At 60.8% G+C, this 26,053-nt stretch carries 25 protein-coding genes and 1 pseudogene; 13 read left to right on the forward strand and 13 right to left on the reverse strand.

Going from position 1 to position 26,053, the window contains the following annotated elements:
- Nucleotides 1–34: 34 nt before the first annotated feature.
- Nucleotides 35–337: pseudogene (locus JQF37_RS24720) on the reverse strand (ATPase); the annotation flags it as partial.
- A 332-nt stretch (nt 338–669) separates the two neighbouring features.
- On the reverse strand, nt 670–1,143 hold the full coding sequence (locus JQF37_RS24725) for a hypothetical protein (RefSeq protein ID WP_130208946.1): 474 nt from the start codon (nt 1,141–1,143) through the stop codon (nt 670–672).
- 297 nt (nt 1,144–1,440) lie between these two features.
- On the opposite strand from JQF37_RS24725, the gene JQF37_RS24730 reads away from it, so the two are divergent.
- The 6 genes from JQF37_RS24730 to JQF37_RS24755 all read left to right on the forward strand — a co-directional run bounded on the left by JQF37_RS24730 (nt 1,441) and on the right by JQF37_RS24755 (nt 6,658).
- On the forward strand, nt 1,441–2,751 hold the full coding sequence (locus tag JQF37_RS24730) for an NAD(P)/FAD-dependent oxidoreductase (RefSeq protein WP_130208948.1): 1,311 nt from the start codon (nt 1,441–1,443) through the stop codon (nt 2,749–2,751).
- Between the two features lie 24 nt (nt 2,752–2,775).
- Nucleotides 2,776–3,192 carry a RidA family protein gene (locus tag JQF37_RS24735; RefSeq protein ID WP_047528033.1) on the forward strand — a complete coding sequence of 139 codons (417 nt, stop codon included), beginning with the start codon at nt 2,776–2,778 and terminating at the stop codon, nt 3,190–3,192.
- 155 nt (nt 3,193–3,347) lie between these two features.
- Entirely contained in the window at nt 3,348–4,025 is a 678-nt protein-coding gene (locus JQF37_RS24740; RefSeq protein WP_130208950.1) for a DUF1028 domain-containing protein, read from the forward strand.
- Complete coding sequence (gene argE, locus JQF37_RS24745; RefSeq protein ID WP_130208952.1) at nt 4,022–5,170, forward strand: acetylornithine deacetylase; 1,149 nt, start codon at nt 4,022–4,024, stop codon at nt 5,168–5,170. Before JQF37_RS24740 ends, argE begins: the two co-directional genes overlap by 4 nt.
- Nucleotides 5,171–5,328: 158 nt before the next feature.
- Entirely contained in the window at nt 5,329–5,718 is a 390-nt protein-coding gene (locus tag JQF37_RS24750; RefSeq protein ID WP_130208954.1) for a VOC family protein, read from the forward strand.
- Nucleotides 5,719–6,367: 649 nt separating this feature from the next.
- A complete protein-coding gene (locus tag JQF37_RS24755; protein WP_130208956.1) occupies nt 6,368–6,658 on the forward strand; it encodes a fructose-bisphosphate aldolase in 291 nt (96 codons plus the stop codon).
- Between the two features lie 377 nt (nt 6,659–7,035).
- Here JQF37_RS24755 and JQF37_RS24760 read toward each other — a convergent pair whose 3' ends face one another.
- The 4 genes from JQF37_RS24760 to JQF37_RS24775 form a co-directional block, all read right to left on the reverse strand.
- Nucleotides 7,036–7,584 carry a cupin domain-containing protein gene (locus tag JQF37_RS24760; RefSeq protein WP_130208958.1) on the reverse strand — a complete coding sequence of 183 codons (549 nt, stop codon included), beginning with the start codon at nt 7,582–7,584 and terminating at the stop codon, nt 7,036–7,038.
- Nucleotides 7,585–7,901: 317 nt separating this feature from the next.
- Nucleotides 7,902–9,185 (reverse strand): FAD-binding oxidoreductase, encoded by a 1,284-nt coding sequence (locus JQF37_RS24765; protein ID WP_130208960.1) that lies wholly within the window; start codon nt 9,183–9,185, stop codon nt 7,902–7,904.
- Between the two features lie 53 nt (nt 9,186–9,238).
- Nucleotides 9,239–10,729 (reverse strand): aldehyde dehydrogenase, encoded by a 1,491-nt coding sequence (locus tag JQF37_RS24770; protein ID WP_130208962.1) that lies wholly within the window; start codon nt 10,727–10,729, stop codon nt 9,239–9,241.
- A 202-nt stretch (nt 10,730–10,931) separates the two neighbouring features.
- A complete protein-coding gene (locus JQF37_RS24775; RefSeq protein WP_090468691.1) occupies nt 10,932–12,308 on the reverse strand; it encodes a glutamine synthetase family protein in 1,377 nt (458 codons plus the stop codon).
- A 283-nt stretch (nt 12,309–12,591) separates the two neighbouring features.
- On the opposite strand from JQF37_RS24775, the gene JQF37_RS24780 reads away from it, so the two are divergent.
- The 5 genes from JQF37_RS24780 to JQF37_RS24800 all read left to right on the forward strand — a co-directional run bounded on the left by JQF37_RS24780 (nt 12,592) and on the right by JQF37_RS24800 (nt 17,852).
- A complete protein-coding gene (locus JQF37_RS24780) occupies nt 12,592–13,353 on the forward strand; it encodes a gamma-glutamyl-gamma-aminobutyrate hydrolase family protein (RefSeq protein WP_130208964.1) in 762 nt (253 codons plus the stop codon).
- A 288-nt stretch (nt 13,354–13,641) separates the two neighbouring features.
- Nucleotides 13,642–14,784 carry a polyamine ABC transporter ATP-binding protein gene (gene potA, locus JQF37_RS24785; RefSeq protein ID WP_103404197.1) on the forward strand — a complete coding sequence of 381 codons (1,143 nt, stop codon included), beginning with the start codon at nt 13,642–13,644 and terminating at the stop codon, nt 14,782–14,784.
- A 29-nt stretch (nt 14,785–14,813) separates the two neighbouring features.
- On the forward strand, nt 14,814–15,695 hold the full coding sequence (locus JQF37_RS24790) for an ABC transporter permease subunit (RefSeq protein WP_167361848.1): 882 nt from the start codon (nt 14,814–14,816) through the stop codon (nt 15,693–15,695).
- A complete protein-coding gene (locus JQF37_RS24795) occupies nt 15,692–16,576 on the forward strand; it encodes an ABC transporter permease subunit (protein WP_130208966.1) in 885 nt (294 codons plus the stop codon). The genes JQF37_RS24790 and JQF37_RS24795 overlap by 4 nt, the downstream gene beginning before the upstream one ends.
- 178 nt (nt 16,577–16,754) lie before the next feature.
- Nucleotides 16,755–17,852, forward strand: a complete 1,098-nt coding sequence (locus tag JQF37_RS24800; protein WP_130208968.1) for a polyamine ABC transporter substrate-binding protein — start codon at nt 16,755–16,757, stop codon at nt 17,850–17,852.
- A 439-nt stretch (nt 17,853–18,291) separates the two neighbouring features.
- On the opposite strand, the gene thpR is transcribed toward JQF37_RS24800, so the two are convergent.
- Nucleotides 18,292–18,831: an RNA 2',3'-cyclic phosphodiesterase gene (thpR, locus tag JQF37_RS24805; protein WP_130208970.1), complete on the reverse strand. Its 540-nt coding sequence runs from the start codon at nt 18,829–18,831 to the stop codon at nt 18,292–18,294.
- Nucleotides 18,832–18,938: 107 nt separating this feature from the next.
- Here thpR and JQF37_RS24810 point away from each other — a divergent pair, with 107 nt between their 5' ends.
- Entirely contained in the window at nt 18,939–19,133 is a 195-nt protein-coding gene (locus JQF37_RS24810) for a hypothetical protein (RefSeq protein ID WP_130208972.1), read from the forward strand.
- Between the two features lie 14 nt (nt 19,134–19,147).
- Here the strand turns inward: JQF37_RS24810 and JQF37_RS24815 are convergent, their stop codons facing one another.
- Together JQF37_RS24815 and JQF37_RS24820 are read right to left on the reverse strand one after the other, a co-directional pair.
- Nucleotides 19,148–19,501: a DUF1428 domain-containing protein gene (locus JQF37_RS24815; RefSeq protein WP_130208974.1), complete on the reverse strand. Its 354-nt coding sequence runs from the start codon at nt 19,499–19,501 to the stop codon at nt 19,148–19,150.
- Nucleotides 19,502–19,517: 16 nt separating this feature from the next.
- Nucleotides 19,518–20,582 carry a hypothetical protein gene (locus tag JQF37_RS24820; protein WP_130208976.1) on the reverse strand — a complete coding sequence of 355 codons (1,065 nt, stop codon included), beginning with the start codon at nt 20,580–20,582 and terminating at the stop codon, nt 19,518–19,520.
- Nucleotides 20,583–20,912: 330 nt separating this feature from the next.
- Between JQF37_RS24820 and JQF37_RS24825 the strand changes: the two genes are divergently transcribed.
- Nucleotides 20,913–21,173: a hypothetical protein gene (locus JQF37_RS24825; RefSeq protein ID WP_130208978.1), complete on the forward strand. Its 261-nt coding sequence runs from the start codon at nt 20,913–20,915 to the stop codon at nt 21,171–21,173.
- A gap of 57 nt (nt 21,174–21,230) precedes the next feature.
- Here the strand turns inward: JQF37_RS24825 and JQF37_RS24830 are convergent, their stop codons facing one another.
- Genes JQF37_RS24830 through JQF37_RS24845 form a run of 4 tightly spaced genes read right to left on the reverse strand, consistent with a single transcriptional unit; the run spans nt 21,231 to nt 25,907 of the window.
- A complete protein-coding gene (locus JQF37_RS24830) occupies nt 21,231–22,346 on the reverse strand; it encodes an HlyD family secretion protein (RefSeq protein WP_130208980.1) in 1,116 nt (371 codons plus the stop codon).
- A 6-nt stretch (nt 22,347–22,352) separates the two neighbouring features.
- Nucleotides 22,353–23,183, reverse strand: coding sequence for a hypothetical protein (locus JQF37_RS24835; protein WP_130208982.1), 831 nt, complete (start codon nt 23,181–23,183; stop codon nt 22,353–22,355).
- Between the two features lies 1 nt (nt 23,184).
- Nucleotides 23,185–24,513 (reverse strand): glycosyltransferase, encoded by a 1,329-nt coding sequence (locus JQF37_RS24840; protein ID WP_130208984.1) that lies wholly within the window; start codon nt 24,511–24,513, stop codon nt 23,185–23,187.
- 5 nt (nt 24,514–24,518) lie between these two features.
- Nucleotides 24,519–25,907, reverse strand: a complete 1,389-nt coding sequence (locus JQF37_RS24845) for a diguanylate cyclase (RefSeq protein WP_130208986.1) — start codon at nt 25,905–25,907, stop codon at nt 24,519–24,521.
- Between the last annotated feature and the right edge of the window lie 146 nt (nt 25,908–26,053).

A 26,053-nucleotide genomic window follows, 5' to 3' on the forward strand; every position in this document is an offset into this window, starting at 1 on the left:
TTACGTAGTGTGCATTTTTATATAGGGGTTATAAAATCAGCCAGTTGATCGCACGCTGCGGATCGGAACTGTCGACGAACGCCTTGCCGATCTGCGGATTCATCTGCGGGTTCTTCGCGCCATTGACCGCAACGGCGTGGTAGCTCTCGAGGTATTGCTGGGTGTTGACGGTGTTTTCGCTGTAAAGCACCGCCACCGATTGCGCGTGCTGCAGGCTGGCGACGCTGTCGGTGATCGGCGGAAAATGGCAGGACAAATCGGCGGCAACGGCCGGGACGGTGGCGGCAACGCTGCCGGTGAACACGGCGACAAAAGCCAGCAGGCTTGAAATTCTCATCGCGCTGATTCCTTCAAAGGCGAGATCGGTATAACGCTATCCTCCTCCGATGACAGAAAAACAGAACTTGCATTCTTTAATGATGAATATCGACCAAATGAATGGTTGCCATCAGGACCCTGCGCTACCGACGACAGTGCCCCCCTTCAGGCCTGATCTGGCGGTCTGCAAAAATTGCAGACATTTCGTCACAACGGCCAATGACGATCATTCGGTTGATCGAGCCGCGCGGATTTGCAGTGCCCAAGGGCTACGGGCAACCTTGAGACGAAAAAAAGCCCGCAGGACTGCGGGCTTTCTCTGGGGCTGAAGCTGATCGCTTCAACTGCCGATCAATGGGATTTTTTTGTTCCCGATGGCCCGGCATGACTCAGCCCTTTGGTGTTGTGATCACCGGGCGTGGTAGCCGAGATCGCGGTGGCCTTGGTTATGCCGCGGGTGTCTTTGGAATGGGCGACACCTGAGGTCGTGCTGCCATGACCGCGATCATCATTTCGCTCACTGCCATAGTGCTTGCCGCTGATGCCATGGTCGCGAACGGCTTTGCCGGCGTGGTCGCTGTCCAGCCCGTTAGCGCGGCCGTTGCTGTCGGCGTGGCCTGAGCCGGCGTGGCTGCCACCTGCACCACCGCCCGCTCCACCGCCATGACCGCCACCGTTGCCACCGCCATTGCCACCGCCGTGTCCACCCCCTTCCCTGGCGGAAGCGGTGTTGATGACCGACAGATCACTCGGGAGTAAAGGGGCGGCCGCCAACATCAAGGCGCAGGACATGACGGCTACAAGACTCTTGTTTTTTAAAAGCATGATTGCTTCCGTAGGGGGTTGATATCGCGACCTTTATGACGCGATATCCCCCTGACAGTTCAAGTTTGACGATAGACGGCCCCATTGCCTCATCGCCCACTCGGGACGCCGGGTGGAAGCGGTTTGCCCTGGGCGGAATCACGCGCCCCAAGCTGCGGGGCCAAAGGCGCTGCATCAGTTATTTATACTCAAATGCCAGCTTAATAATATTTTACCGATATCAGGGTGATCCCTAGTCTTGACCCCAAGAGATGGCAGGCCACATGCGGTTTGAATCCAACTTCAAAGGGTATTGAGATGACCACTGTAAAAATAAAAACAGATACGCTGATTGTGGGCGCCGGTCAGGCGGGTGTGGCCATGAGCGAGCACCTGAGCAAACTGGGTGTGCCGCATCTGGTGCTGGAGCGTAACCGCATCGCCGAACGCTGGCGCTCCGGCCGCTGGGATTCGCTGGTGGCCAATGGCCCGGCCTGGCACGACCGCTTTCCCGGCCTGGCATTCGACGACCTGAGCCCTGACAGCTTTGCCCCGAAAGAGCGGGTGGCCGATTACTTCGAAGCCTACGCGAAAAAATTCAACGCGCCGATCCGCACCGGCGTCGATGTGTTGAAGGTCGAGCGCAATGTCGGTCGCCCCGGGTTCACCATCGAAACCTCCGAAGGCGTGATCGAAGCCGCCCGCGTGGTCGCCGCCACCGGTCCTTTCCAAAACCCGGTCATCCCGCCGATCGCGCCGAAAGATCAGCCATTGCTACAGATGCACTCGGCTGATTACCGCAACCCTGGGCAATTGCCTGAGGGCGCCGTTCTGGTCGTCGGCGCCGGCTCGTCGGGGGTACAGATTGCCGACGAGTTGCAGCGTGCGGGCAAGCAGGTCTACCTCTCGGTAGGCGCCCACGATCGCCCTCCCCGCGCCTACCGCAACCGTGATTTCTGCTGGTGGCTGGGGGTGCTGGGCGAGTGGGACCAAGCGGCGATGAAGCCCGGTCGGGAACACGTGACCATTGCCGTCAGCGGTGCCCATGGCGGGCGGACCGTGGACTTTCGCGGGCTTGCCCATCGCGGCATGACCCTGGTCGGCCTGACCCAGTCGTTCGACGGCAGCGTGGCGACTTTCCAGCCGAACCTGGCCGAGAACCTGACCCGGGGCGATGAGAACTATCTGGCGCTGCTCGATGCCGCCGACGCCTACATCGAGCGCAACGGCCTGGACCTGCCGCAAGAACCGGAAGCGCGGATTACCTTCCCCGATCCCGAGTGCGTGACCCATCCGATCCTGCAGCTGGACCTGGCCAAGGCCGGCGTGACCTCGATCATCTGGGCCACCGGTTTTGCCACCGATTACAGCTGGCTGAAGGTCAACGCCTTCGACGCCAACGGCAAGCCGCAGCACCAGCGCGGCGTATCGAGCGAGCCCGGGGTGTATTTCCTCGGTCTGCCGTGGCAGTCGCGACGCGGTTCGTCGTTTATCTGGGGCGTCTGGCACGACGCCAAGTACGTGGCTGACCAGATCGCCATCCAGCGTTCCTACCTCGACTACCACGATGCGGCGCAACGGCAGGCCGAAGCGGCCCCGGTTGCCCTTGAAACCACGGTCAGTGCCTAAGCCTTTTTCTGTCAGGAGCATCAAATGTCCACGCCAACCCATACCCGCATTCGCATGTTCAACACCAAGCAAACCTACCCGAACCAGAGCCTGGACAACGACCTGTGCCAAGCGGTCCGGGCCGGCAACACCGTCTATGTGCGCGGCCAGGTCGGTACTGATTTCGAAGGCAATCTGGTGGGCCTGGGTGATCCGCGTGCGCAAGCCGAGCAAGCCATGCGCAATGTCAAACAGTTGCTGGAAGAGGCTGGCAGCGACCTGAGCCACATCGTGAAAACCACCACTTACCTGATCGACCCGCGTTACCGCGAACCGGTCTACCAGGAAGTGGGCAAGTGGCTCAAAGGCGTGTTCCCGATTTCCACCGGGCTGGTGGTGTCGGCCCTGGGGCAGCCACAGTGGCTGATGGAGATTGATGTGATTGCGGTGATTCCCGAGTAGACCGAGTCGCGGCCATCGCGAGCAGGCTCGCTCCCACAGTTGATCTGCGCTGAACACGACTTTGTGACCACTGAAGATACCTGTGGGAGCGGGCTTGCCCGCGATGGGGCCCGCCCAGACACCCCATTCGACAAGGCACACCAAGGAGCACACCCATGACCTTTTCCATCGCCGCACGCTGCCCCGAAACCGGTCAGTTCGGCATCGCGATCAGTTCCTCGAGCATCGCCGTCGGCGCCCGCTGCCCCTGGCTGATGCCCGGTGTCGGCGCGGTGTCCACGCAAAACATCACCCTGCCGTCCCTCGGCCCGGAAGTCCTCGCCCTCATGGAACAAGGCCTCGCGCCGGCCGAGGCGCTGGACAAGGTGCTGACCCGCAATGGCTACAGCCAGTATCGGCAGGTCACCGCCATCGACCACCTCGGCCGCACCGCGCACTTCAGCGGCGCGCAGACCATGGGCAACCACAATGCCGTGTCGGGCGAACAATGCGTGGCGGCGGGCAACATGCTGGCCGATCGTTCGGTGATCGAGGCCATGGTCCAGGCGTTCGAGCACGGCGAAGGTCAACTCGCCGATCGCCTGCTCGCCGCGATGAAAGCGGCCATTGCCGCAGGTGGCGAAGCCGGGCCGGTGCATTCGGCGGCGATGGTGGTGGTGGGTGAACTGACCTGGCCGATCATCAACCTGCGAGTCGATTGGGATGACGAAAACCCGATCGGTCAGTTGGAAAAGCTCTGGGACGCCTATCGCCCACAAGTCCAGGACTACATCGACCGCGCCCTCGCCCCCGACAAGTCGCCGGGCTACGGGGTGGCCGGAGACGACCGATGAGCAGCAGCCGCGATTTGCTGCAAACCCTGGTGGCCTTCGACACCACGAGTCGCGAATCCAACCTGCAGCTGATCGAGTTTGTCCGCGATTACCTCGCACGCTTCGATGTGCCTTGCGAACTGATCTACAACGAGCAGCGCAGCAAGGCCAATCTGTTCGCGACCCTCGGCCCGGCGGATCGTCCGGGCATCGTGCTGTCGGGGCATACCGATGTGGTGCCCGTGGACGGCCAGCCGTGGACCGTCGCGCCGTTCGAACTCACCGAGCGCGACGGCAAGCTCTACGGTCGCGGCACGGCGGACATGAAAGGCTACATCGCCTGCGTGCTGGCGCTAGTTCCGGCGCTGGTAACGGCCAACCTGCGGCGGCCGGTGCACATCGCACTGTCATACGATGAAGAAGTCGGCTGCCTTGGCGTGCGGTCCTTGCTCAAAGCCCTGGAGCAGCGCCCGATCAAACCGATGCTCTGCATCATTGGCGAGCCCACCGAGCTCAGACCGGTGCTTGGCCACAAGGGCAAACTGGCGATGCGCTGTGACATTCACGGCCAGGCCTGCCATTCCGCCTATGCGCCGCAGGGGGTCAATGCCATCGAATACGCCGCCGAACTGATCGGCGAATTGGGGCGCATTGGCCACCGGCTCAAAGCCCCCGAGCATCATGACGCGCGCTTCGACCCACCGTTCAGCACCGTACAAACCGGCGTCATTTCCGGTGGCAAGGCCTTGAACATCATCCCCGCCGATTGCCGCTTCGATTTTGAAATCCGCGCCCTGCCCTCACACGACCCGAGCGAGGTGGCGCAGGCACTGAAGACCTACGCCGAGCAGCAGGTATTGCCGCGCATGCGCGCCGTGAGTGAGCAGAGCGAGATTCGCTTCAGCGAGTTGTCGGCGTATCCCGGCCTGGCGACCGAAGCCCACAGCGAAGCGGCCGAGCTGATCGCTGCGTTTTCCGGTTGCAGAGAATTCGGTACGGTGGCCTTCGGCACCGAGGGCGGGCTATTCGATGCCGCAGGAATCCCCACCGTGGTCTGCGGGCCGGGCAGCATGGATCAGGGGCATAAACCGGACGAATTCGTCAGCCTGGAGCAATTGAACGGCTGCGATGAAATGCTGCAAAGGATGCTGCTGTCGATCAGTTGAATCACAAGCATCCCCCCCCAAAGAACCCTGTGGGATCGGGCTTGCCCGCGATGAGGACCTGACATTCAACATCCATGTCGACTGTCCAGCCCTTTGCGAGCAAGCCCGCCGAATCTGCTACATTCCGCCGTCAATACCCAGACAAGGAATGTTCACCCATGAAATTCGGCTACCTGATCGTCTACGTCGCCAACGTCCCCGCCTCATTGCAATTCTTCGAAACCGCGTTCGGCCTCACCACCCGATTCCTTCACGAATCCAACACCTACGGCGAACTCGAAACCGGTGAAACCGCCCTGGCGTTCGCCGCCGACGAACTGGCCGCCATGAACTTCAGCGGCGGCCACATCAGCGCCCACACCAGCGTGAAACCACTGGGCATGGAAGTCGGCCTCGTCACCGACGACGTCCCCGCCGCCCACGCCAAAGCCCTGAACGCAGGGGCCAGCGAGGTGGCCGCCCCGTTGATCAAACCCTGGGGCCAGACCGTCTCCTACGTGCGCTGCCCGGACGGAACGCTGGTGGAGCTTTGCACCCCAATAAAATGAGGTTCTTCACGCGATCCCGGGATACAAAGCTAATGCAATACCTGTAGGAGCCAGCTCGCTCCCACACATACTGTGTTCGTACATAACCAAACAGCTTTGCCGATCAATCGGAGCTTTGCCTTTTCTCACAACCGAATCCGCATGGAAGCCGTCGAAGACGACGGCCCCAGTCGGACGTACCTTTGATTTTGGGCTTCCGAAAATCCTGTAGGAAATTACCTCTTGTGGCGAAGGGACTTGCCCCCGTTGGGCAGCGAAGCGGCCCCAAACCCTGCCCCCGAATTCCCAAGACCCTGCGCACTGTCCGAAATACCGCAAAAGCCCGTAAACATTGGCTATCCGCCTTGCCAAAACGCTCGCCAAAGCGTCCTACAGCCCGGTTGTGAGCATGAAAATGGGCGCCTATATTCGCCTCGCCGCTGACACAAATAGCGATGGGTTTCGCAGCCCTCTGGATTGACACCGAAGAACCGTCAGGCATGATGCGGCCGCTTTTGGTTGCATTAGTTTCATGGCGGTTGTGTGTGGGAGACCTTCGGGTCTGCCGGGTTTTTGGTGTGGGTCCCCGGTCTGCGAACCCGCGCACAGCTGCCACCCATTTGTTTCGCAGCAGAAAGGTGGCAATTCTTTTTTTATCAGGATTATCACCATGTCGAATCAACACCCACCCCGTCGATTCACCCCCATGTCCCAATTCGCCACCCACTACCCCGTCCTGCTCATCGACAGCGACGCCCCGCTGCGCGAACTGCACAACTGCGTCAGCGAACGCCTCAACGCCGTCCTCCAATATCTGCACCTCATGGCCTGCACCAGCCTCCCCGACTCCGCCGAGAACGACATCAACACCATCACCAACATCGCCCGGATCATGGTCCAGGATGTGAGCGATGTGTTTCGGGTGATTGAGCAGCGTGGGTTTGAGGTGCCGAAGGGATAGTGAGCAAGCTACACGTGTGTTGTTCAACGCATGCGTATACCCAACAACGAGGTCGAGCGTTAGCTCGCCTCGCGCGGCGCTCCGTTTTTCCAAGTGACCCGCCGTCAGGGCGGAACCCTAGGTGGCCGTTACAGCAGCAATGGATATGTACACCAGAAAGAAAATGGTCGGCTGTCAGGCCGCCATCGCTGGCAGGCCAGCTCCCACAGGGGAATGTGTACGTCAGGAAGAAAATGGTCGGCTGTAAGGCCGCCATCGCTGGCAAGCCAGCTCCCACAGGGACAGTGCCGACGCGAAAAAACCACGCCAGCCGTGAGGCCGCCATCGCCAGCAAGCCGGCTCAGAAGGGAATACGTAGCTAAACCATCCCGCCGCTGTCAGAAGTTCGCTGGCGTGTTCGCGCTGATGATCTCCGCCTCATCCGCCCCGATATTGCGGAATCGATGGGGCAAGGTCGTCGGGAAGTAATAGCCATCCCCGGCGTTGAGCACGCTGATCTGCCCATCCACGGTCAGCTCAACCGTTCCCCGCGTCACCAGCCCGCACTCTTCGCCTTCCGAATGCACAATCGGTTCTTCCCCGGAGCTGGCGCCCGGCGCGTATTGCTCGCGCAGCAGACGCATCTGCCGGCTCGGCACGGAGGCGCCGATCAGCAGCAGGCGCAGGCCGTTACGGCCCAGGTCTGGCTGTTCGTTGGCGCGGAACACGTATTGATGCTCGCGCGGGGGTTGATCGAAGGTAAAGAAGTCCGCCAGGGACATGGGAATGCCTTCGAGCAGCTTTTTCAGCGAGCTGACGGAAGGACTGACGCGATTCTGTTCGATCAGGGAGATGGTGGCATTGGTGACGCCGCTACGCCGGGCCAGCTCGCGCTGGGACAGTTTGTAGCTTTCGCGTACTAATTTGAGTCGAGAACCCGTATCCATGACAGCCTTATGCAAGAACGACTTAAGGGTAATGGGGGTGGAAAACAGGCGCGGATCCTGCCGTTTTCCCTGTCCCTGAACCGTGAAAGGCGGCTATTAAATCACGTTTGTTGGTGTTGCTCAGCAGGTTCGATAAACGGTGGTCGAAAATGGCCTATACCTTGATGCAGTACACACTGTGGGAGCGAGCCTGCTCGCGATTGCGGTGTGTCAGGCGACTTCGATGTTGGCTGAGCTGACGCCATCGCGAGCAGGCTCGCTCCCACAGGTTAAAAAGCCGGCGACACCTTTTGGGGTGGTCGCCGGCGAGGTAAAGCTTAGATGCCGAAACGGTCGCGCAGCGAGTAATACACGGCGCCCATGGCGGTGAGCGGTGCCGAAAAGGTGCGCCCGCCGATCATTGGCATGTGTGGCAACGAGGCGAACGCGTTGAAGCGTTCGGCGTCGCCGCGGATCATTTCCGAGATCAGTTTGCCGGCCAGGTGCGAACAGGTGACGCCGTGGCCACTGTAGCCCTGCATGTAGTAGGCGTTTTTCTCGATGCGGCCGAATTGCGGCATGCGCGACATGGTCAGCAGGAAATTGCCGGTCCAGCGGTAATCGATCTTCACGTCTTTCAATTGCGGGAAGGTCTTGAGGATTTTCGGGCGGATCAGTTGCTCGATGTCATTGGGCTCGCGGGCGCCGTAAACCACGCCACCGCCGTAGAGCAAGCGGTTGTCGGCGGTCAGGCGGTAGTAGTCGAGCAGGTAGTTGCAGTCTTCGACGCAGTAGTTGTTTTTGATCAGGCTGCGCGCCTGTTGCTCGGTCAACGGCTCGGTCACGACGATCTGCGAACCGCACGGCATGCTCTTGCTGGTCACGCGGTTGTCCAGGCCTTGCGGCAGGTAGGCGTTACCGGCGATCAGCAGGTACTTGGCGCGAACCACGCCCTTGGCGGTACGCACGGTGATCGGTTCGCCGTAGGTGATTTCCACCGCCGCCGATTGCTCGAAGATCTTGCCGCCCAGGCCAATGATTGCCGAAGCCTCACCGAGGGCCAGGTTCAGCGGGTGAATATGGCCGCCCTGCATGTCCAGCAGGCCGCCGACGTAGGCGTCGGAACCCACTTCGCGCTTGATGTCGGCCGCGTCGAGCATTTTCAGGTTCTTGTTGCCGTAGCGCTCCCAGCTTTTTTTCTGCTCGGCCAGGCCTTTGAGTTGCTTCTTGTTCATCGCCGCGAAGATACCGCCCGGGCGGTAGTCGCACTGGATGTCGTAGTGCTGTATGCGCTGACGGATGATGTCGGCGCCTTCGAAAATCATGCTGCCCAGCACTTCGGCGGTCTTGTCGCCATAGCGCTCTTCGATGACATCGACGTCGCGGCTGTAGGAGTTGACCAGTTGACCGCCGTTGCGACCGCTGGCGCCGAAGCCGACCTTGGCGGCTTCCAGCACGGTGACGCTGTAGCCCGCTTCGGCGAGGAACAGTGCCGAGGACAGGCCGGTGTAGCCGGCGCCGATCACGCAGACGTCGCATTCCACCCGTTCTTCGAGCACCGGGAAGTCGCCGGTGAAGTTGCGGGTGGCGGCGTAGTAGCTGTTTACATGTGCTTGTTTCATAGGTTTCTCCGAGGGTCGCCGGCAACGTGCAGGCGACCGCCGCTTAAAAGGGCTTAGAGCTTGATCCAGGTCGCCTTGAGTTCGGTGTACTTGTCGAACGCATGCAGCGATTTGTCCCGACCGTTACCCGACTGCTTGAACCCGCCGAACGGCGCGGTCATGTCGCCGCCGTCGTACTGGTTGACCCAGACGCTGCCGGCGCGCAGGCCACGGGCGAAGGTGTGGGCCTTGCTCAGGTTGCGGGTCCAGACCCCGGCCGCCAGGCCGAAGATGCTGTCGTTGGCAATCGCCAGGGCCTCTTCGACGGTGTCGAAGGTGATCAGCGACAGCACCGGGCCGAAGATTTCTTCACGGGCGATGGTCATGGCGTTGGTCACGCCGTCGAAGATCGCCGGTTCCACGTACAGGCCACCGGTGTCTTCGAGGGTACGGCTGCCGCCGGCGATCAGTTGAGCGCCCTGCTCCTTGCCGATGCCGATGTAGCGCAGCACATTGTCCAGCTGACGCTGATCGACCACGGCGCCGACGGTGGTCGAAGGATCGAGCGCATGCCCCGGTTTCCAGGCTTGCAGGGCTTCGACCAGCAGCGGGATGAATTGATCGCGGATCGAACGCTCCACCAGCAGGCGCGAGCCGGCGGTGCAGACTTCGCCCTGGTTGAAGGCGATACCACTGGCTGCCGCCTGGGCGGCTGCGCGCAGGTCCGGCGCGTCGGCAAAGACCACGTTCGGGCTCTTGCCGCCGGCTTCCAGCCAGACGCGCTTCATGTTGCTCTGCCCGGCGTAGATCATCAGTTGCTTGGCGATCGCCGTGGAGCCGGTGAAGGCCAGCACGTCGACGTCCATGTGCAGCGCCAGCGCCTTGCCGACGGTGTGGCCGAAGCCCGGCAGGACGTTGAACACGCCTTTGGGGATGCCCGCCTCCAGCGCCAGTTGCGCGATGCGGATCGCCGTCAATGGCGACTTTTCCGAAGGCTTGAGGATGAACGAGTTGCCCGCCGCCAGGGCCGGGGCGAACTTCCAGCTGGCCATGATCAGCGGGAAGTTCCACGGCACGATGGCCGCGACCACACCTGCCGGTTCACGGGTGACCAGGCCGAGTTGATCATGGGGCGTGGCGGCGACTTCGTCGTAGATCTTGTCGATGGCTTCGGCGGTCCAGCGGATCGCGTTGGCGGTCGCCGGAATGTCGATGCTCATGGAGTCGCTGATCGGCTTGCCCATGTCGAGGGTTTCGAGCAGCGCCAGTTCTTCCTGGTTGGCCAGGATCAGATCGGCGAAACGGATCAGGATGCGCTTGCGCTCGACCGGGGCCAGCCTGGACCAGACGCCGGACTCGAAAGTCCGGCGGGCAACGGCGACGGCGGCGTTGGCATCGGCTTCGTCGGTGCTGGCGACGTTCGCCAGAAAGCGACCGTCCACCGGGCTGATGCATTCGAACGTGGCGCCACTGGCGGCCGCGCAGTACTGGCCGTCGATGAAGGCGCGGCTTTCGATGGTTAGGGACTGGAAGCGTTGCTCCCAGTCGCTGCGAGTAATTGTCATTGTTGTGACTCGACGCAGGGGAATAGGTGGTCTCGGGCTGAATGCCAGCCAATCAAGGCATTGAAATGCAGTCCCCTGTGGGAGCGAGCTTGCTCCGGGCGGCGTTCCGACGATGGGGGATGTCAGACGGCATTAATGCCGACTGATCCACCGCTATCGCGAGCAGGCTCGCTCCCACAGGTGTTGCATTGGGTTCTGCCCGTCAGACGGTATGCAGGTACCAGTTGTACTCAAGGTCGGAGATGGAGTTCTCGAACTCGGCCAGCTCGCTTTCCTTGCACGCCACGAACACGTCGATGTACATCGGGTCGATGTATTTGGCCATGACTTCGCTGTCGTCCAGCTCGCGCAGTGCGTCGCGCAGGTTGTTCGGCAGGCTCTGTTCGTTCTGCTCGTAGCTGTTGCCTTCCACCGGGGCGCCCGGTTCGATCTGATTGGTCAGACCGTGGTGCACGCCCGCCAGGACCGAGGCCATCAGCAGGTACGGGTTGGCATCGGCACCGGCCACGCGGTGTTCGATGCGCACGGCGTCTGCCGAACCGGTCGGTACGCGCACTGCCACGGTACGGTTGTCGATGCCCCAGCTCGGCGAGTTCGGCACGTAGAACTGTGCGCCGAAACGACGGTAGGAGTTGACGTTCGGGCAGAGGAAGGCCATCTGCGCCGGCAGGGTCTCGAGCACACCGCCGATCGCGTGACGCAGTGCGGCGTTCTGCTCGGGATCCTCGCTGGCAAAGATGTTCTTGCCTTCTTTGTCGAGAATCGAGATGTGGACATGCAGACCGTTACCTGCCTGGCCCGGATACGGCTTGGCCATGAAGGTGGTGTCCATCTCGTGGTCGTAGGCGATGTTCTTCACCAGACGCTTGAGCAGGACCGCGTAGTCGCACGCCTTGATCGGGTCGGACACGTGGTGCAGGTTCACTTCGAACTGCGCCGGGGCGCTTTCCTTGACGATGGCGTCGGCCGGGATGCCTTGCTCTTTCGCGCCTTCGAGGATGTCCTGCAGGCAGTCGACGTATTCGTCGAGGTCGTCGATCAGGTACACCTGGGTCGACATCGGACGCTTGCCGGATACCGGCGAACGTGGCGACTGCGGACGACCGTTCACGTTGTCCTGGTCGATCAGGTAGAACTCCAGTTCGAACGCGGCGCAAATGGTCAGGCCGAGGTCGTCGAACTTGCGCACGACATTGGCCAACACTTCACGCGGGTCAGCGAAGAACGGCTCGCCTTCCAGCTCGTGCATGGTCATCAACAGTTGCGCGGTCGGGCGCTTCTGCCAAGGCTCGATGCTCAGGGTGCCGGGGATCGGGTAGCAGATTCGGTCAGAGTCGCCGATATCCAGGCCCAGGCCGGTGCTTTCCACCGTCGAGCCGTTGATGTCCAGCGCGAACAGCGACGCCGGCAGGTTGATGCCTTTCTCGTAAACCTTATGAAGACTGGTGCGTTCGATGCGCTTGCCGCGCACCACACCGTTCATATCCGCAATCAGAAGGTCGACGTACAAAACCTCAGGATATTTCTTAAGGAATGCGTTTGCTTCGTTGAGTTGAACGGTACGCAGAGGGACCGACATGATGCACCTATTTTTTACTGTTAATTATTATGTTCACCGCCCTTTCACGAGCCCAGTCAATCCGAAAGGCAAAGTGAAGTCAATAGCGAACACTCAGCCTTTCAGCGTTTATTTTAGGGCCTCTCAGCGGCACGAGAGTGCCATATCATCCCTCGAGCGCAGGTAAATCCTGATCTTCAGACGTACGGCGTTTAGAATTTTTTACATGAGAGTTGTTAATTAAAATCAACAAGGCTAAGCTCCGGAAAAGCTCGTTCAAGTGTGAAACTTCGAGGTGATAAAAATGGCATTCAAGCCATTGATCGGCGTTACTGCATGCGTCAAACAGATTGGCCTGCACCCCTACCATGTCAGCGGCGACAAGTACTTGCGTGCTGTCAGCGTTGCGGCACTGGGGCTGCCCGTCGTCATTCCTTCCCTGGCTGAACTGACCGAAATCGAGGACCTGCTGCCGCAGCTCGACGGTCTGTTGCTGACCGGCTCGCCTTCGAACGTGGAACCCTTCCACTATCAAGGCCCGGACAGCGCTCCCGGCACGGAACACGATCCCCAGCGGGATCGCACCACCCTTCCCCTGATTCGTGCGGCCATCGCGGCTGGCGTCCCGGTGCTCGGCATCTGCCGTGGCTTCCAGGAGATGAACGTGGCGTTCGGTGGCAGCCTGCATCAGAAGGTCCATGAACTGCCCGGCTTCCTTGATCATCGCGAAGCCAACCACCCTGACCTGGCGGTGCAATACGCACCGGCGCACACAGTCGACGTGCAACCGGGCGGCGTGTTCCAGGCGCTGGACCTGCCCACGCAATTCCAGGTCAATTCGATTCACAGCCAGGGCATCGACCGACTCGCCCCCGGCCTGCGCGCCGAAGCGCTCGCGCCGGACGGCTTGATCGAAGCGATCTCGGTCGAGCACAGCAAGGCCTTCGCCCTCGGCGTGCAATGGCACCCGGAATGGCAGGTGCTGTCGAATCCGCCTTACTTGAGCATTTTCCAGGCGTTTGGCGACGCGTGCCGGCAACGGGCGGCGCTGCGTCATGGGCGCTGACTGACGAACCCAAACACGATTCAACGATTTCACTGCCCCCGTGAGTCAGGCGGGCGCGCTTGTGCGCGCCGGTCCCTCACGACAACAACACACTGCAATAACAACAAGCACTACCAAGGCAGCCAGGACGGCGTCGCCGAATAAACCCGAGCGGTATGGGTGAGTTCGATCAGCAAATGCAATTCCATGTGGGAGCGCGTTCTGAGCGAAGTCCCCGATACGGGTTTGCAATCAACTATTAAGTCAGGCCGCGTTGGCCCGACGACTGAAACCTGTTGGGAGTTTCAAATGGCAAACGCCTCCAGCATCTACAGGAAGGCTCTTGAAGGTCACCAGGCACCGAAAAAGGTGTTGGTGAAAGTCGACCGCGTCACCAAGAAATTCGACGAAACCACCGCTGTGGACGATGTGTCCCTGGAAATCCATCAGGGCGAAATCTTTGCCCTGCTCGGTGGCTCCGGCTCCGGTAAATCGACGCTGCTGCGCATGCTCGCCGGCTTCGAGCGGCCGACCGAAGGCCGGATCCTGCTCGACGGTGTCGACATCACCGACATGCCGCCCTACGAGCGGCCGATCAACATGATGTTCCAGTCCTACGCGCTGTTCCCGCACATGACCGTGGCGCAGAACATCGCCTTCGGCCTCAAGCAGGACCGTTTGCCCGCCGCGGAAATCGACGCCCGCGTGGAAGAAATGCTGCGCCTGGTGCACATGACCCAATACGCCAGGCGCAAACCCCATCAGTTGTCCGGCGGACAGCGTCAGCGCGTGGCCCTGGCCCGTTCCCTGGCCAAGCGGCCGAAGCTGCTGTTGCTCGACGAACCGATGGGCGCACTGGATAAAAAGCTGCGTTCGCAGATGCAGCTGGAGCTGGTGGAAATCATCGAGCGCGTGGGCGTGACCTGCGTGATGGTGACCCACGACCAGGAAGAGGCCATGACCATGGCCCAGCGCATCGCCATCATGCACCTGGGCTGGATCGCCCAGATCGGCAGCCCGGTGGACATCTATGAAGCGCCGGTCAGCCGCATGGTCTGCGAATTCATCGGCAACGTGAACGCCTTCGAAGGCACCGTCGTCGAAGACCTGGAAGGTTACGCGATCATTCACAGCCCGGACCTGGAACAGAAGATCTACGTCGGTCACGGCGTCAGCACTTCGGTGCAGGACAAGTCGATCACCTACGCCATCCGCCCGGAAAAACTGCTGGTCAGCACCACCAAGCCAGAGGCCCGCTACAACTGGTCCAGCGGCAAGGTGCATGACATCGCCTACCTCGGTGGCCACTCGGTGTTCTACGTGGAGTTGCCTGGCGGCAAGATTGTGCAGTCGTTCATGGCCAACGCCGAACGCCGTGGCGCACGCCCGACCTGGGACGATCAGGTCTACGTGTGGTGGGAAGACGACAGCGGCGTGGTACTGCGCGCATGAGAACCTTCAATCAGCAATTCCTGCGCCTGGTGCCCAGCGGACGAAAACTCGTCATCGGGATTCCTTTCCTGTGGCTGTGCCTGTTCTTCCTGTTGCCGTTCTTCCTGGTCATGAAGATCAGCTTCTCGGAAGCGGCCCTGGCCATTCCGCCCTACTCGGAGATCTACACCTACGCCGAGCAGAAATTCCAGCTGTTGCTCAACATCGGCAACTACACCTTGCTGGGCGAAGATGAGCTGTACCTGTCCGCCTACCTGGGGTCGTTGAAGGTCGCGCTGTTCAGCACACTGATGTGCCTGGTGATCGGTTTTCCGATGGCCTACGCCATTACCAAGGCGAGCAAGGAAGCGCAAAACGTCCTGATGCTGCTGATCATGATGCCGACCTGGACCGCGATCCTGATCCGCGTCTACGCATGGATGGGCATCCTCAGCAACAACGGTTTGCTCAACGCGTTCCTGATGTGGACCGGGCTGACGTCGCACCCGATCGAGATCCTCAACACCAATACCGCCGTCTATATAGGCGTGGTGTATGCGTATCTGCCGTTCATGATCCTGCCGCTGTACGCCAACCTGGTGAAGCACGACCAGAGCTTGCTGGAAGCCGCTTCGGACCTGGGTTCGAGCACCTTCAACAGCTTCTGGAAAATCACCGTGCCGCTGGCCAAGAACGGCATCATCGCCGGTTGCATGCTGGTGTTCATTCCTGTGGTGGGCGAGTTCGTGATCCCGGAACTGCTTGGCGGTCCCGAGACCCTGATGATCGGCCGCGTGCTGTGGCAAGAGTTCTTCAATAACCGCGACTGGCCGGTGGCGTCCGCCCTGGCGGTGGTGATGCTGTTGATCCTGATTGTGCCGATCCTGCTGTTCAACCGCAGTCAGGCCAAAGAAATGGAGGCACGGGGATGAAGCGTTTCGGCTTTTCAAAAATGATGCTGGTGCTCGGCCTGTCGTTTATCTACCTGCCGATGCTGATTCTGGTGATCTACTCGTTCAACGCCTCGAAACTGGTGACGGTATGGGGTGGCTGGTCGTTCAAGTGGTACGCCGGCCTGCTCGACAACACCCAGTTGATGGGTTCGGTGGTGCGTTCGCTTGAGATCGCCTGCTACACCGCGCTGGCGGCCGTGGCTTTGGGAACACTGGCGGCGTTCGTCCTGACCCGCGTCACCCGCTTCAAGGGTCGCACGCTGTTCGGCGGCCTGGTCACCGCACCGCTGGTGATGCCGGAAGTGATCACCGGTCTGTCGCTGTTGCTGCTGTTCGTGGCCATGGCGCAGCTGATCGGTTGGCCGATGGAACGCGGCATCGTGACGATCTGGATCGCCCACACCACGTTTTGTGCCGCCTACGTGGCAGTGGTAGTCTCCGCGCGCCTTCGCGAGCTGGACCTGTCCATCGAAGAAGCGGCCATGGACCTGGGTGCGAAGCCGTTCAAGGTGTTCTTCCTGATCACCATTCCGATGATCGCGCCCTCCCTGGCAGCCGGCGGCATGATGTCGTTCGCCCTGTCGCTGGATGACCTGGTACTGGCGAGCTTCGTCTCCGGCCCGGGTTCCACGACCCTGCCGATGGAAGTGTTCTCGGCGGTGCGCCTGGGCGTGAAGCCCGAGATCAACGCCGTGGCCAGCCTGATCCTGTTGGCGGTCTCGATCGTGACCTTCATGGTCTGGTACTTCAGCCGCCGTGCCGAAGCCACCCGCAAGCGGGCGATCCAGGAAGCGATGGACCAGACTGCCAGCGAATCGTGGCAGGCACCTGAGAAGAAAATGGTAGAAGCGACGGCCTAGTGCCGCCGACCTGTAGGAGCGAGCTTGCTCGCGATGGACCCAAGGACGCCGCGTTAATTCAGGCAGCCCACGTCATCGTTGACGTCCATCGCGAGCAAGCTCGCTCCTACAGGGAACACAAGCGCCACTGCATTTTTGTTTTGTGTATTTGAATAAGAAAAGAAATGGAGTTGTACCGATGAAAATGCTTGGCAGGACTCTGCTGACACTGTCCTTATTGGGCGCGATGACCACCGGCGCCCAGGCCAATGACAAGGTACTGCGCGTCTACAACTGGTCGGATTACATTGCCCCGGACACCGTCAAGAAGTTCGAAGACGAGACCGGCATCCAGGTGACCTACGATGTGTTCGACAGTAACGAAACCCTTGAGGCACGCCTGCTGGCGGGTAAATCCGGTTACGACATCGTCGTACCGTCCAACAGTTTCCTGGCCAAGCAGATCAAGGCCGGGGTCTATCAGGAACTGGATAAATCCAAGCTGTCGAACTGGAAAAACCTCAATCCGGTCCTGCTGAAGAACGCCTCCGCCAGCGACCCTGGCAACAGCCACGCGTTCCCGTACATGTGGGGCTCGATCGGTATCGGTTTCAATGCGGCCAAGGTCAAGGAAGTGCTCGGCGCCAATGCCCCGACCAATTCCTGGGACCTGCTGTTCAAACCGGAGAACGCCGCAAAGCTCAAAGCCTGCGGCATCAGTTTCCTCGATTCGCCGACCGAGATGCTCCCGGCTGCCCTGCACTACCTGGGCTACCCGGTGAACGATCAGGACAAGCAACACATCGCCGAAGCCGAAGCGCTGTTCATGAAGATTCGCCCGTCGGTGGCGTATTTCCACTCGTCGAAATACATCTCGGACCTGGCCAACGGCAACATCTGCGTGGCGGTCGGCTACTCCGGCGACGTGCTGCAAGCCAAGGCCCGCGCTCAGGAAGCCGGCGACAAGGTGAAGATCGACTACAGCATCCCCAAAGAAGGGGCTGGCAGTTTCTACGACATGGTCGCCATCCCGCGTGATGCCGCCAACGTCGAGAACGCCTACCTGTTCATGAATTTCCTGATGCGCCCGGACATCATCGCCGAGATCACCAACAACGTCGGCTACAGCAACGCCAACGCGGCCGCTACGCCATTGGTGGATGAAGCGATTCGCAACGATCCGGGTTCGTACCCGTCCCAGGAAGTGATGGCGACCCTGTATGCCATTCCCGACATGCCGATCGGTGTGCAGCGGGTGATGACCCGGGGCTGGACCAAGGTGAAGCTGGGTAAATAACGCATCACCCTGTGGGAGCGGGCTTGCCCGCGATTGCAATGGGTCAGCCGCCACGGATGCTGTCTGTGACGACGCTATCGCGGGCAAGCCCGCTCCCACACGTAGGGTGTGCTGGTTGAAATCTGATTTTCCGATTTACGTTCATGCAGCGCCTTACCACCGCCGCATCACTCACCTGGCTCCCTCGGTTAAGGTGAATTTTGGCGCCCTCGGGCGCCTTTTTTTCTGGTTCTTCACGGAATCCCGGGATACAAAACCAACGCAATACCTGTAGGAGCGAGCCTGCTCGCGATGGACCTGAGAACACCGCGGGGTGTCAGGTTCCCAACGTCATCGTTGACCACCATCGTCGGAACGCCGCCCGGAGCAGGCTCGCTCCCACAAAGGACGGTGCCCACGTCGCAATGCCCCTTTTATTCCTTTTGTCTGCTGTAGGGGCTTACGCCGCCCCCAGCGGCCAATCCGCCAGCGCCCGGTAGCGGCCCTTACGGGATTCGAACAGGGTGAAGCGGTCGGCGCGCAGGAAAAACTCAGGTGGCGAGGTGGACTCCGGCACCGGCGCCCGATAGTCGCGGGCCAGGGTCAGGTGCGGACGAAACTCCCGTGGCGCATCCTCCAGTCCAAACGGCAACAAGGCCTGTTCCAGGTCATACACCAGGCGCAACAGCGCCGGCGGTGCCTGTTCCGGCGCCAATACCAACACCCCTGCCCTGCGCCAGACATCCAGCCGGTCCAGCGCCACGGTCAAACGCGCGTCGGGTGTGCGTACGGACGCGACCGCCGTGCAAATGTCCGCAATCTGCCCCACCGCCACCGCACCCAGAAACTTCAGGGTCAGATGAAAGTTCTCCACCGGCACCGGCCGCCCGCTGCGCAGTTGCAGCGCGCTACGAAACTGGGCGATGGACTTGCGTTGCGCGGGGGCGCAATCCAGGGCAAAAAACAGCCGTTTGAACGGTTCGCGGGATTCGTCATTCATGCAGGACACCTCGGCGGGAGACCGCATGAGTGTACAACCTGTGACGTGTCGGCAAGCGTCCTCGCCACGGGTCTATAGTTGAGGCGAGCGATTCAACCGGAGGGGTCATGCGCCAGATCATCAGCAAGGAACCATGGTGGGCCGAGCCGCCCAGGCCCGGCCAGGATGAATTCGAACTGGAATGGGGCTGGCTGGTGCACTACAGCGAAGGCGAGCCGCGTTTCGAATTCATCAGGGTACGGCCGACCGATGACGAGATCCTCCATCGTAAAAGCTGCAGGATCACCCCGACGGCGGAGTGACCCTGGAGCCGGCCTCAGGCCTGGACGAACAGTTCGAAACCGCCGAATACCATACGCTGGCCATCGAACGGCATCGGATTGACGTCCGGCTTCATGCGCGGGTCTAGCATCATTTTTTCCATCCCGGCATTGCGGGTGGCCTTGTCCGGCCAGATGATCCAGCCAAACACCACGGTCTCGTCGTCCTTGAGTTTTACCGACATCGGGAACGAGGTGACCTTGCCCTCCGGCACGTCATCGCCCCAGCACTCGGCCAGGCTCAGCGCGCCGTTTTCCTTGAAGATCACGGCGGCGATTTCGGCGTGTTTCTTGAACTTTTCGCGATTGGCGGTGGGCACTGCCGCGATAAAACCATCGACATAGGACATGGGGGTTCTCCTTGAGTCATGGGTGGATCTGCTGATTAGTCGAATCCGTCGGGCTCCAATCGACAGTCCCCACGCCTGAACCGACCGGCGGTTCGGCACGCTGTGCCAGGCTGCCTTCGATTTGCGCCGCCATGTACAGGGTCCCGGCCATGACACCGGTGGTCGGGTTCTGCACCAGCTTGGTCCAGGCTTTATCGAAAGTGTTGCCCAGGCTGCTGCGAATCAACGCTTCACTGTCCGGCCGGTCGGCGCTCTGAATCAATGCACGAATCCCCGCGACCCCCACGGTGATCAACCCGCCGGCGAGTTTGCCCGCCGCCGCGGCCACCGCACTGGCCGCCCCGCGAGGGGCCATTTCGGCCTCCATCCGCTGGCTGGCGCGCCTGGCCACCGGCGCCATGGCAGTGTCGGTCGAGCCAACGCCTTTATCGCCGCCTGCCTTGTGGATCTTGTCGATCAACGCCGCGTAGGCCGGCAAGGTGTTCAATTGTTCAGTGTGAACGACTTGGTAGAGCGAGGCGTCCCGTGCCGGTGGCGGCCCGAGGGCAATGGCCGGGATTTTCTGGATACGGCCATTGAGTTGCGCCATCGGCACGCCATGGCGTTGCGAAATTTTCTGCAGTTCTTCCTTGAGAATTTCCACGTAGAAAGCTGCCGCCAGGCTGAGAATCGCATCGGGGTCTATCTCCACCGCCACCGGCGCCAGGACCTTTTCCTGGTACTGCTCCAGCAGATAAGCGGCCAGACGCTTTTCCGTGGTGTCCTGCTCGCCCTTGGCGCTGATGGTGTACCAGCTGACCTTCATCGACAGCCATTCCTGGGTCCAGTAACTGCTGAACCAGGGAATGAAGTTCTGCTCGGTCAACTCATAGACCCGGGTGCGCCAGTAATCCATGGCGCCGTGGGCGTAGATTTTTGTCTGCTCGGTCGCCGATTGCGACGCCTGGATGATCTCCCGATCCACTTGTTGCCAGGTGCTGGGGGAAATCACGACTTGCGGTGCTTCCACCGGCGCGCGCGGTGACATGGCGCATCCGGCCAATACCACCAGCATGGCGACGATCAACCAACGCAGGTTCAAGATCGCGGTTCCTAGAGTCGGCTCCGAGCGGGATGTTCGGTGTTCAAGAGCCCCTGAATTGAGTATAGGTGGCTGCCATTGTCGGCTGAGCGTGGCGGGTCGCCAGCCCTCGGAAACACCGCAAAAACCGACCATCACTTATGTCGATATTCACCATCGCCAGGAATTTCTTCCGCCCCGCCGCCGTCAGCGTAGGATCGGCTCCAACCCAACACGAAACCCTGTAGCGGAGGGTCGAATCATGCTTATCCATCTCCTGACCTGTCTGGCCCTGACGGCCTTCACGTTGAGTGCATTCGGCTGGTTCGTCCTCTCCGAGGAGCGCACGTCATGATCAACGAAGTCACCCTGTCCGTGAGCTTCCCGGTGTTTGGCAACAACTATTACTCGCAACCTTTCGAGTCTCGTAAAGTGTTGACCCTGGTATTCGACAAAAAATTCGAAGCCCTGCTGATTCCGGCGGCCGCCAATCACTTCAACAACGAAGTGGTGGGGCTCAACGATCAGTTCCGGTTCCTGAACGATGTGCTGGCCGAGCATCTGCTGGCGACCGAAGTCGCCGCGACTGCGCGCCGCCATCAGTACGTCTGAGAGGCCGACCCGGGCCAGGCGCCCATCAGGTCGGCGATGCTTGACCGCCGTGGCCTTTCACCGACTTTCCTGGGCGACGGCCGATGCCCGACCAATGGCAATCAGGTCCCCCACTTGCTCGATGAGCTCGCGGCTGTCGGCGAACATCTGTTGCCAGTCGGTGGGAAACCGCACATTCAACGGCAGTTGATCGATTCGCCACTTCGCCGGCAGCGGGTGATCAAACCGGGCGGCGACCTGCAAGCCCATTTCGCTGGCCGTGAACGGTCCGCGCAACACCGTCGGTGTACGCCCGGCGCTGTCCACTGCCTGGACAACATGGGCCTCCAGCCAGTCCCCATTGGGCATGCGGACGCGCAACGCCTGGCCAATCGCGGCGTAGCTGATGTTCTGCGGCTCCAGGTATATCCACAGCAACGGGTCTTCCTGTCGCTCGATGCGCATCAGCAAGGTGCCGGCCCCGACGTTTTCACCGGGGTTGACCATGACTTCCGCCACTCGCCCGCCCTGCGGGGCCTTGATCGGCAGCGCGGCCAGGCGCGTCTTCAGCCACTGCTGCTCGGCGTTCTGTTGAATGACATCTCGCTCGACGCTCAACGGCGCCTGATTGGCCAGTTGCTCCCGGCGCTCGAACGCCAACAGGTCGGCCCTGAAACCATCGAGTTCAGACTTTGCCGTCAACACTTCCCCTGGCGAAACGGCGCCTCGCGACACCAGATCTTCCAGCACCCTCACGCGCTCCTGCGCCCGACCAATACGGGTATTGAGCAACTGGCGCTCGCTGCCGCCCAACTTGGTATTGCGTGCTGGCGTCGTGTTGGTTGGCATGGCCGCCAGTTGCGATAGCCGGGCCCGCCATTCGGGGTTGTCGAGATTGACCAGCGGTTGATTGACGCCGATCTGGTCGCCGGCCTTGACGAACAGTTGCTCGACCCGACCGCTGTCCCGCGCGCGCACTTCGATGATCGGCAAGCGCAACTGAGCCGGCGCGTCGATCATCAGCATGCCATAGGCCAGCTTGCCACCCAGCCAGATCAACGGGCTGGCGACCAGAAACAGGATCAGATACCAGCGCACGCGAAACGCCGTGCGCTTGCCCGGTGCATAGAGCACGTTCAATCCCTGCTCCTGAGTCGGGCTCAGCTCCTTACGACTATCAAAACGAATCTTCATGAGGGTTCACCGTTTTGGAAAGTCTCGCCAGGCTTGCCAGTCAATGCCGGCAATCCCGAGAGGTTGCAGTTGTTCACGCCAGGCGCTGCTCTGGTGCTGCAACTGTTCGGTCGAAGCGCCGGCCCAGGATTCCGTGGCATCCAGTTGCGGCTCCGTGCTTTGTGCCAGGCGAAATTGCAGATCGGGCCAGCGCCTGGCGATTTGCTCTGCCATTCGCGCGCTGTTGTTGGGGTTGCGGGTGTAAATCATCAGGCTGACCTGCCGCACTCCCGCACCGGGAAGCGCACAGGGCACGCAGGTCTGTCCGGGTTTGGGGTCAGCGAACCAGCGATGATGACTGGAAATCTCCACCGGCCATGGACTCACTGAAGAGGCGACGCGCAAGGTTTCCAGCCAGTCTTTCAGGCGCCGATCCGGAACGGGCATGCCCAGTTGCTCGACTTCCAGGTCCAGGTGCAGGCTGATGAAGGCCAGCCCTTTGAGTTTCGCCAGCAGATCGGTGAGCTGATGGCGTTCCGGCGGTTCGATCCAGCTCGGGTCGCCCAGCAGCAGGCTGACCTGTACCCCCTTGCCCGCCGCATCCCGCAGCAACTGTTCCAGGCGTTGGCGGGTGGTGGCCAGATCCATGATCTGCGCGGCCTTGAGGCCCAGGTAAATCTTGTCCATCCCGGCGTTGCGCAGCGCATCCAGTTCAGCCGGCCGCTGGCCGGGATCGAGCAACGCTTCGCTGTCCCAGACATAACTGGCCTGTGACCATTTCTCCGCTTGCGCCGCCTGCGCGGTCAACGACAGGGCCACCAGCAGGGGCAAGCACAGGGCCGGAAGGATCGAACGCATGTCAAAACCTCGTGGCTCGTTTCAGCACCCACCAGGGCGCCATCGAGCTTTCTTCATGCCCGCGGCGGAACATTTCGTTGAGCATGGCGACCACGCTCCAGCAGCGCAGGAGCAACATGAACAGCGGGAAGAACGGCACCAGCAGGCCAAGGATCATGTCCTGTCGAGGGCGGTCGGAGACCATCAACAACATGGCGCCGAACATCACCACGGTGATCGTCAGGTACAACAGATAGATCAGCGAAAACAGAAACAACAGGGTCATGCCCGGCAGGATGAAGATGGCCAGCAAGGTGTAGATGAAGATGATGAACGGCAACACCAACTGGAAAAAGAAGCCCGTCACCAGGATCATCAGAAAGGTTTTCCAGCCTAATAACTTCGGGCTGATGTTGCGGTTGTGCTTCCTGATGTACAGGAAGAACAGGTCACCGTCCCAGCGCAATCGCTGCATCAGGAATTGCCCGAGTGTCGCCGGCGCGTCGGTGTGACCAATCGCTTCAGGCTCGAAAGGGATTTTCAGGTCGTGGCGCTTGAAGTAGCTCTTGATACGCAGCGTCAGGTCCAGGTCTTCGGCGGTGTGGGTGTTCCAGCCGCCGATTTTCACCAGGAAGCTGCGGCGGAAAGCACCAAAGGCCCCGGACACGTTGTTGACCAGATTCCATTCGGCCAGGCCGATCTTCGACATGTGGATCGACAGCAGGTACTCCAGCGACTGCATCGCGGTGACCCAGGAGCCCCAGACGTTGCGTACCCGCAGGCTGCCGGCCACCGCAGGCACCGCGGGGTCTTCGAAATGCCGCACGATGGCGCCGACCATGTTGTTGTCGAAGGACGTATCGCCATCGAGGGCCATCACGATTTCGCCGCTGGCCAGCGACAGCCCGGCGTTCAATGACGACACCCGCCCGCCCCGCTGCCATTTGGCGATCGGGCGCAAATGGCGCCTGGGGTACAACTGCGGGTCCACGTTGAAACTGCGCACGGCGGCCAGCGTCGGCTGGTTCACGGTGGCGCCGTCCACCACGGGAATCATCTCGATGTGGCCACCGTAAGTCTGCTCGCACAGGCTCAAGAGCGTGGCCTGCACGTCCATGCCTTCGCTGTAGCAGGTGATGATGCACGAGACCCTGGGCTGATAAAGGGTGATCTTCGGCACGCGCGAACGCCGACGGGCGAACCAGCGCAACACCCCCAGCATCACCAGGATCATCATCGGCAATTCAAAAATCAGAAACGATGGAAAGAGCATGTAGAACAGCCGGCTCAGACCATCCGCCCCGGCAAGCCCACCCAGTGCGTTGTAGAGTTGTTCCATCAAGGGGTTCATGGGTGTCACACCAACTCACCGGCCAAACGGGCCAGCAGCAGTTCACCGTTTTCCTGATCGAGCAGATCGTCGGGCGCCGTGATGCTGACGACACGCAGGGAAAGGTCGCTGACCTCCGGCGCGGAAAACAGCTCGGCGATCCGGCTCAGGCGCTGTTTGACGCATTCCAGCCCCTTGCCATCGGTATGGGGCAGCATGATCCAGAAGAACTCTTCGGTACTTCGCGAGCAGCGGTCCGTTTCCCGTACGGTTTCCTTCAAGCGATCGGCCACGCTGTCGATGAAGGCATGGCCGCGCTGTTCCCCCAGGTGCGACAACGTGCCGGCCAGGTTGACGAAGCGCAGACCGATCACCGAAAAGGTCGGCAACGGGTAGCGGCGTACGACCTGGATCTGCCAGCTCAGCAGATCATAGAAATCCTTGCCGCCCAGCAGGTTGAGTCGACCGAAGTTCTGCACCGAACGATCACTGAACTCCTGGCGGCAGCGAAACCGCCCGGCCTCGCTCAGGCGGAAATCCCTCACCTCGCGGACTCGCAATTTGTCCGGCGTATGGGACAAGCCGCAATCCAGGCAACGCGCCTGCACTTCGGCATCGACAAAAAACGCCTGGCATGACCGGCAGCGATAGTTCTCCATCGGCCGGTCGTAGTCCGTGCCGATGTGACGCAGCCGGCTCAAACAGTTGGGGCACAGCAGCACGCCGTCTTTGAGAAAGGATTCCTGTGGCCCCACATGCCCGCAGGTAAAGCAGTGCAATGAAGGTTGCCGCGAAATATCCAGGGCCTGGCACTCGGCGCACACGTCGATGTAATTGAGCCGTCCTGAACCACAGTCTGAACAGAGGCGAACACGATCGACCAGCACCCCCTCTTCCAGCCAGTCCTGCTGCACCATCAAGCCGAGCCAGACGAATGCGTTGATCTGCTCGTTGTCAGCCAGGGCTTCGAGTAGCGGGTAGCGGTAATGCTGGGGCACCTCCGGGTCGCGCAAGGCGTACACATGGGCGTTGTCGCGCAACCACAACCAGGACAACACCCGGCTTTCGAATCGCTCGGGGGTGGCCCCCTGCTCGAACAGCCTGAAGCGTTCCTTCCAGGCTACCCAGAGCTGCCTGATCTCACTGGATTCGACAGGGCACGCACCATCGCCCAGGGCTTCACACCAGCCATCCTGGTCGCGGCAACAGTAAATGAGCGTGTAGCGATACGGCGGAATCGAGCGCAGCTTGCGCAGCACTTTCCCCGCATAAGCGGCGGGCATGTCCAGCAGTACCACATCAAACGCGCGGGCCGCCAACAAGCTGCCCATATCGGAGAAATGTTCAAGTTCTGGGAGATTCAGACTTGGCACTCTATTACCGAGTATCGCGATTCGAGGATTTGGAATCGACATGACGCACGTCCTCTACAGAACGACAAGTGCGGTTTATTGAAGTTACCAACACTAGCACCGCTGAAGAAAAGCGCTCGATTTATTTTGATTTCTTTCCAGATAGGCGACAACAGCACTTCGCCGCCCAACTTTCATTGCAGCCCCGT

The organism is Pseudomonas sp. MIL9, from assembly GCF_016887925.1.
Classification (GTDB): Bacteria; Pseudomonadota; Gammaproteobacteria; order Pseudomonadales; family Pseudomonadaceae; genus Aquipseudomonas; species Aquipseudomonas mohnii.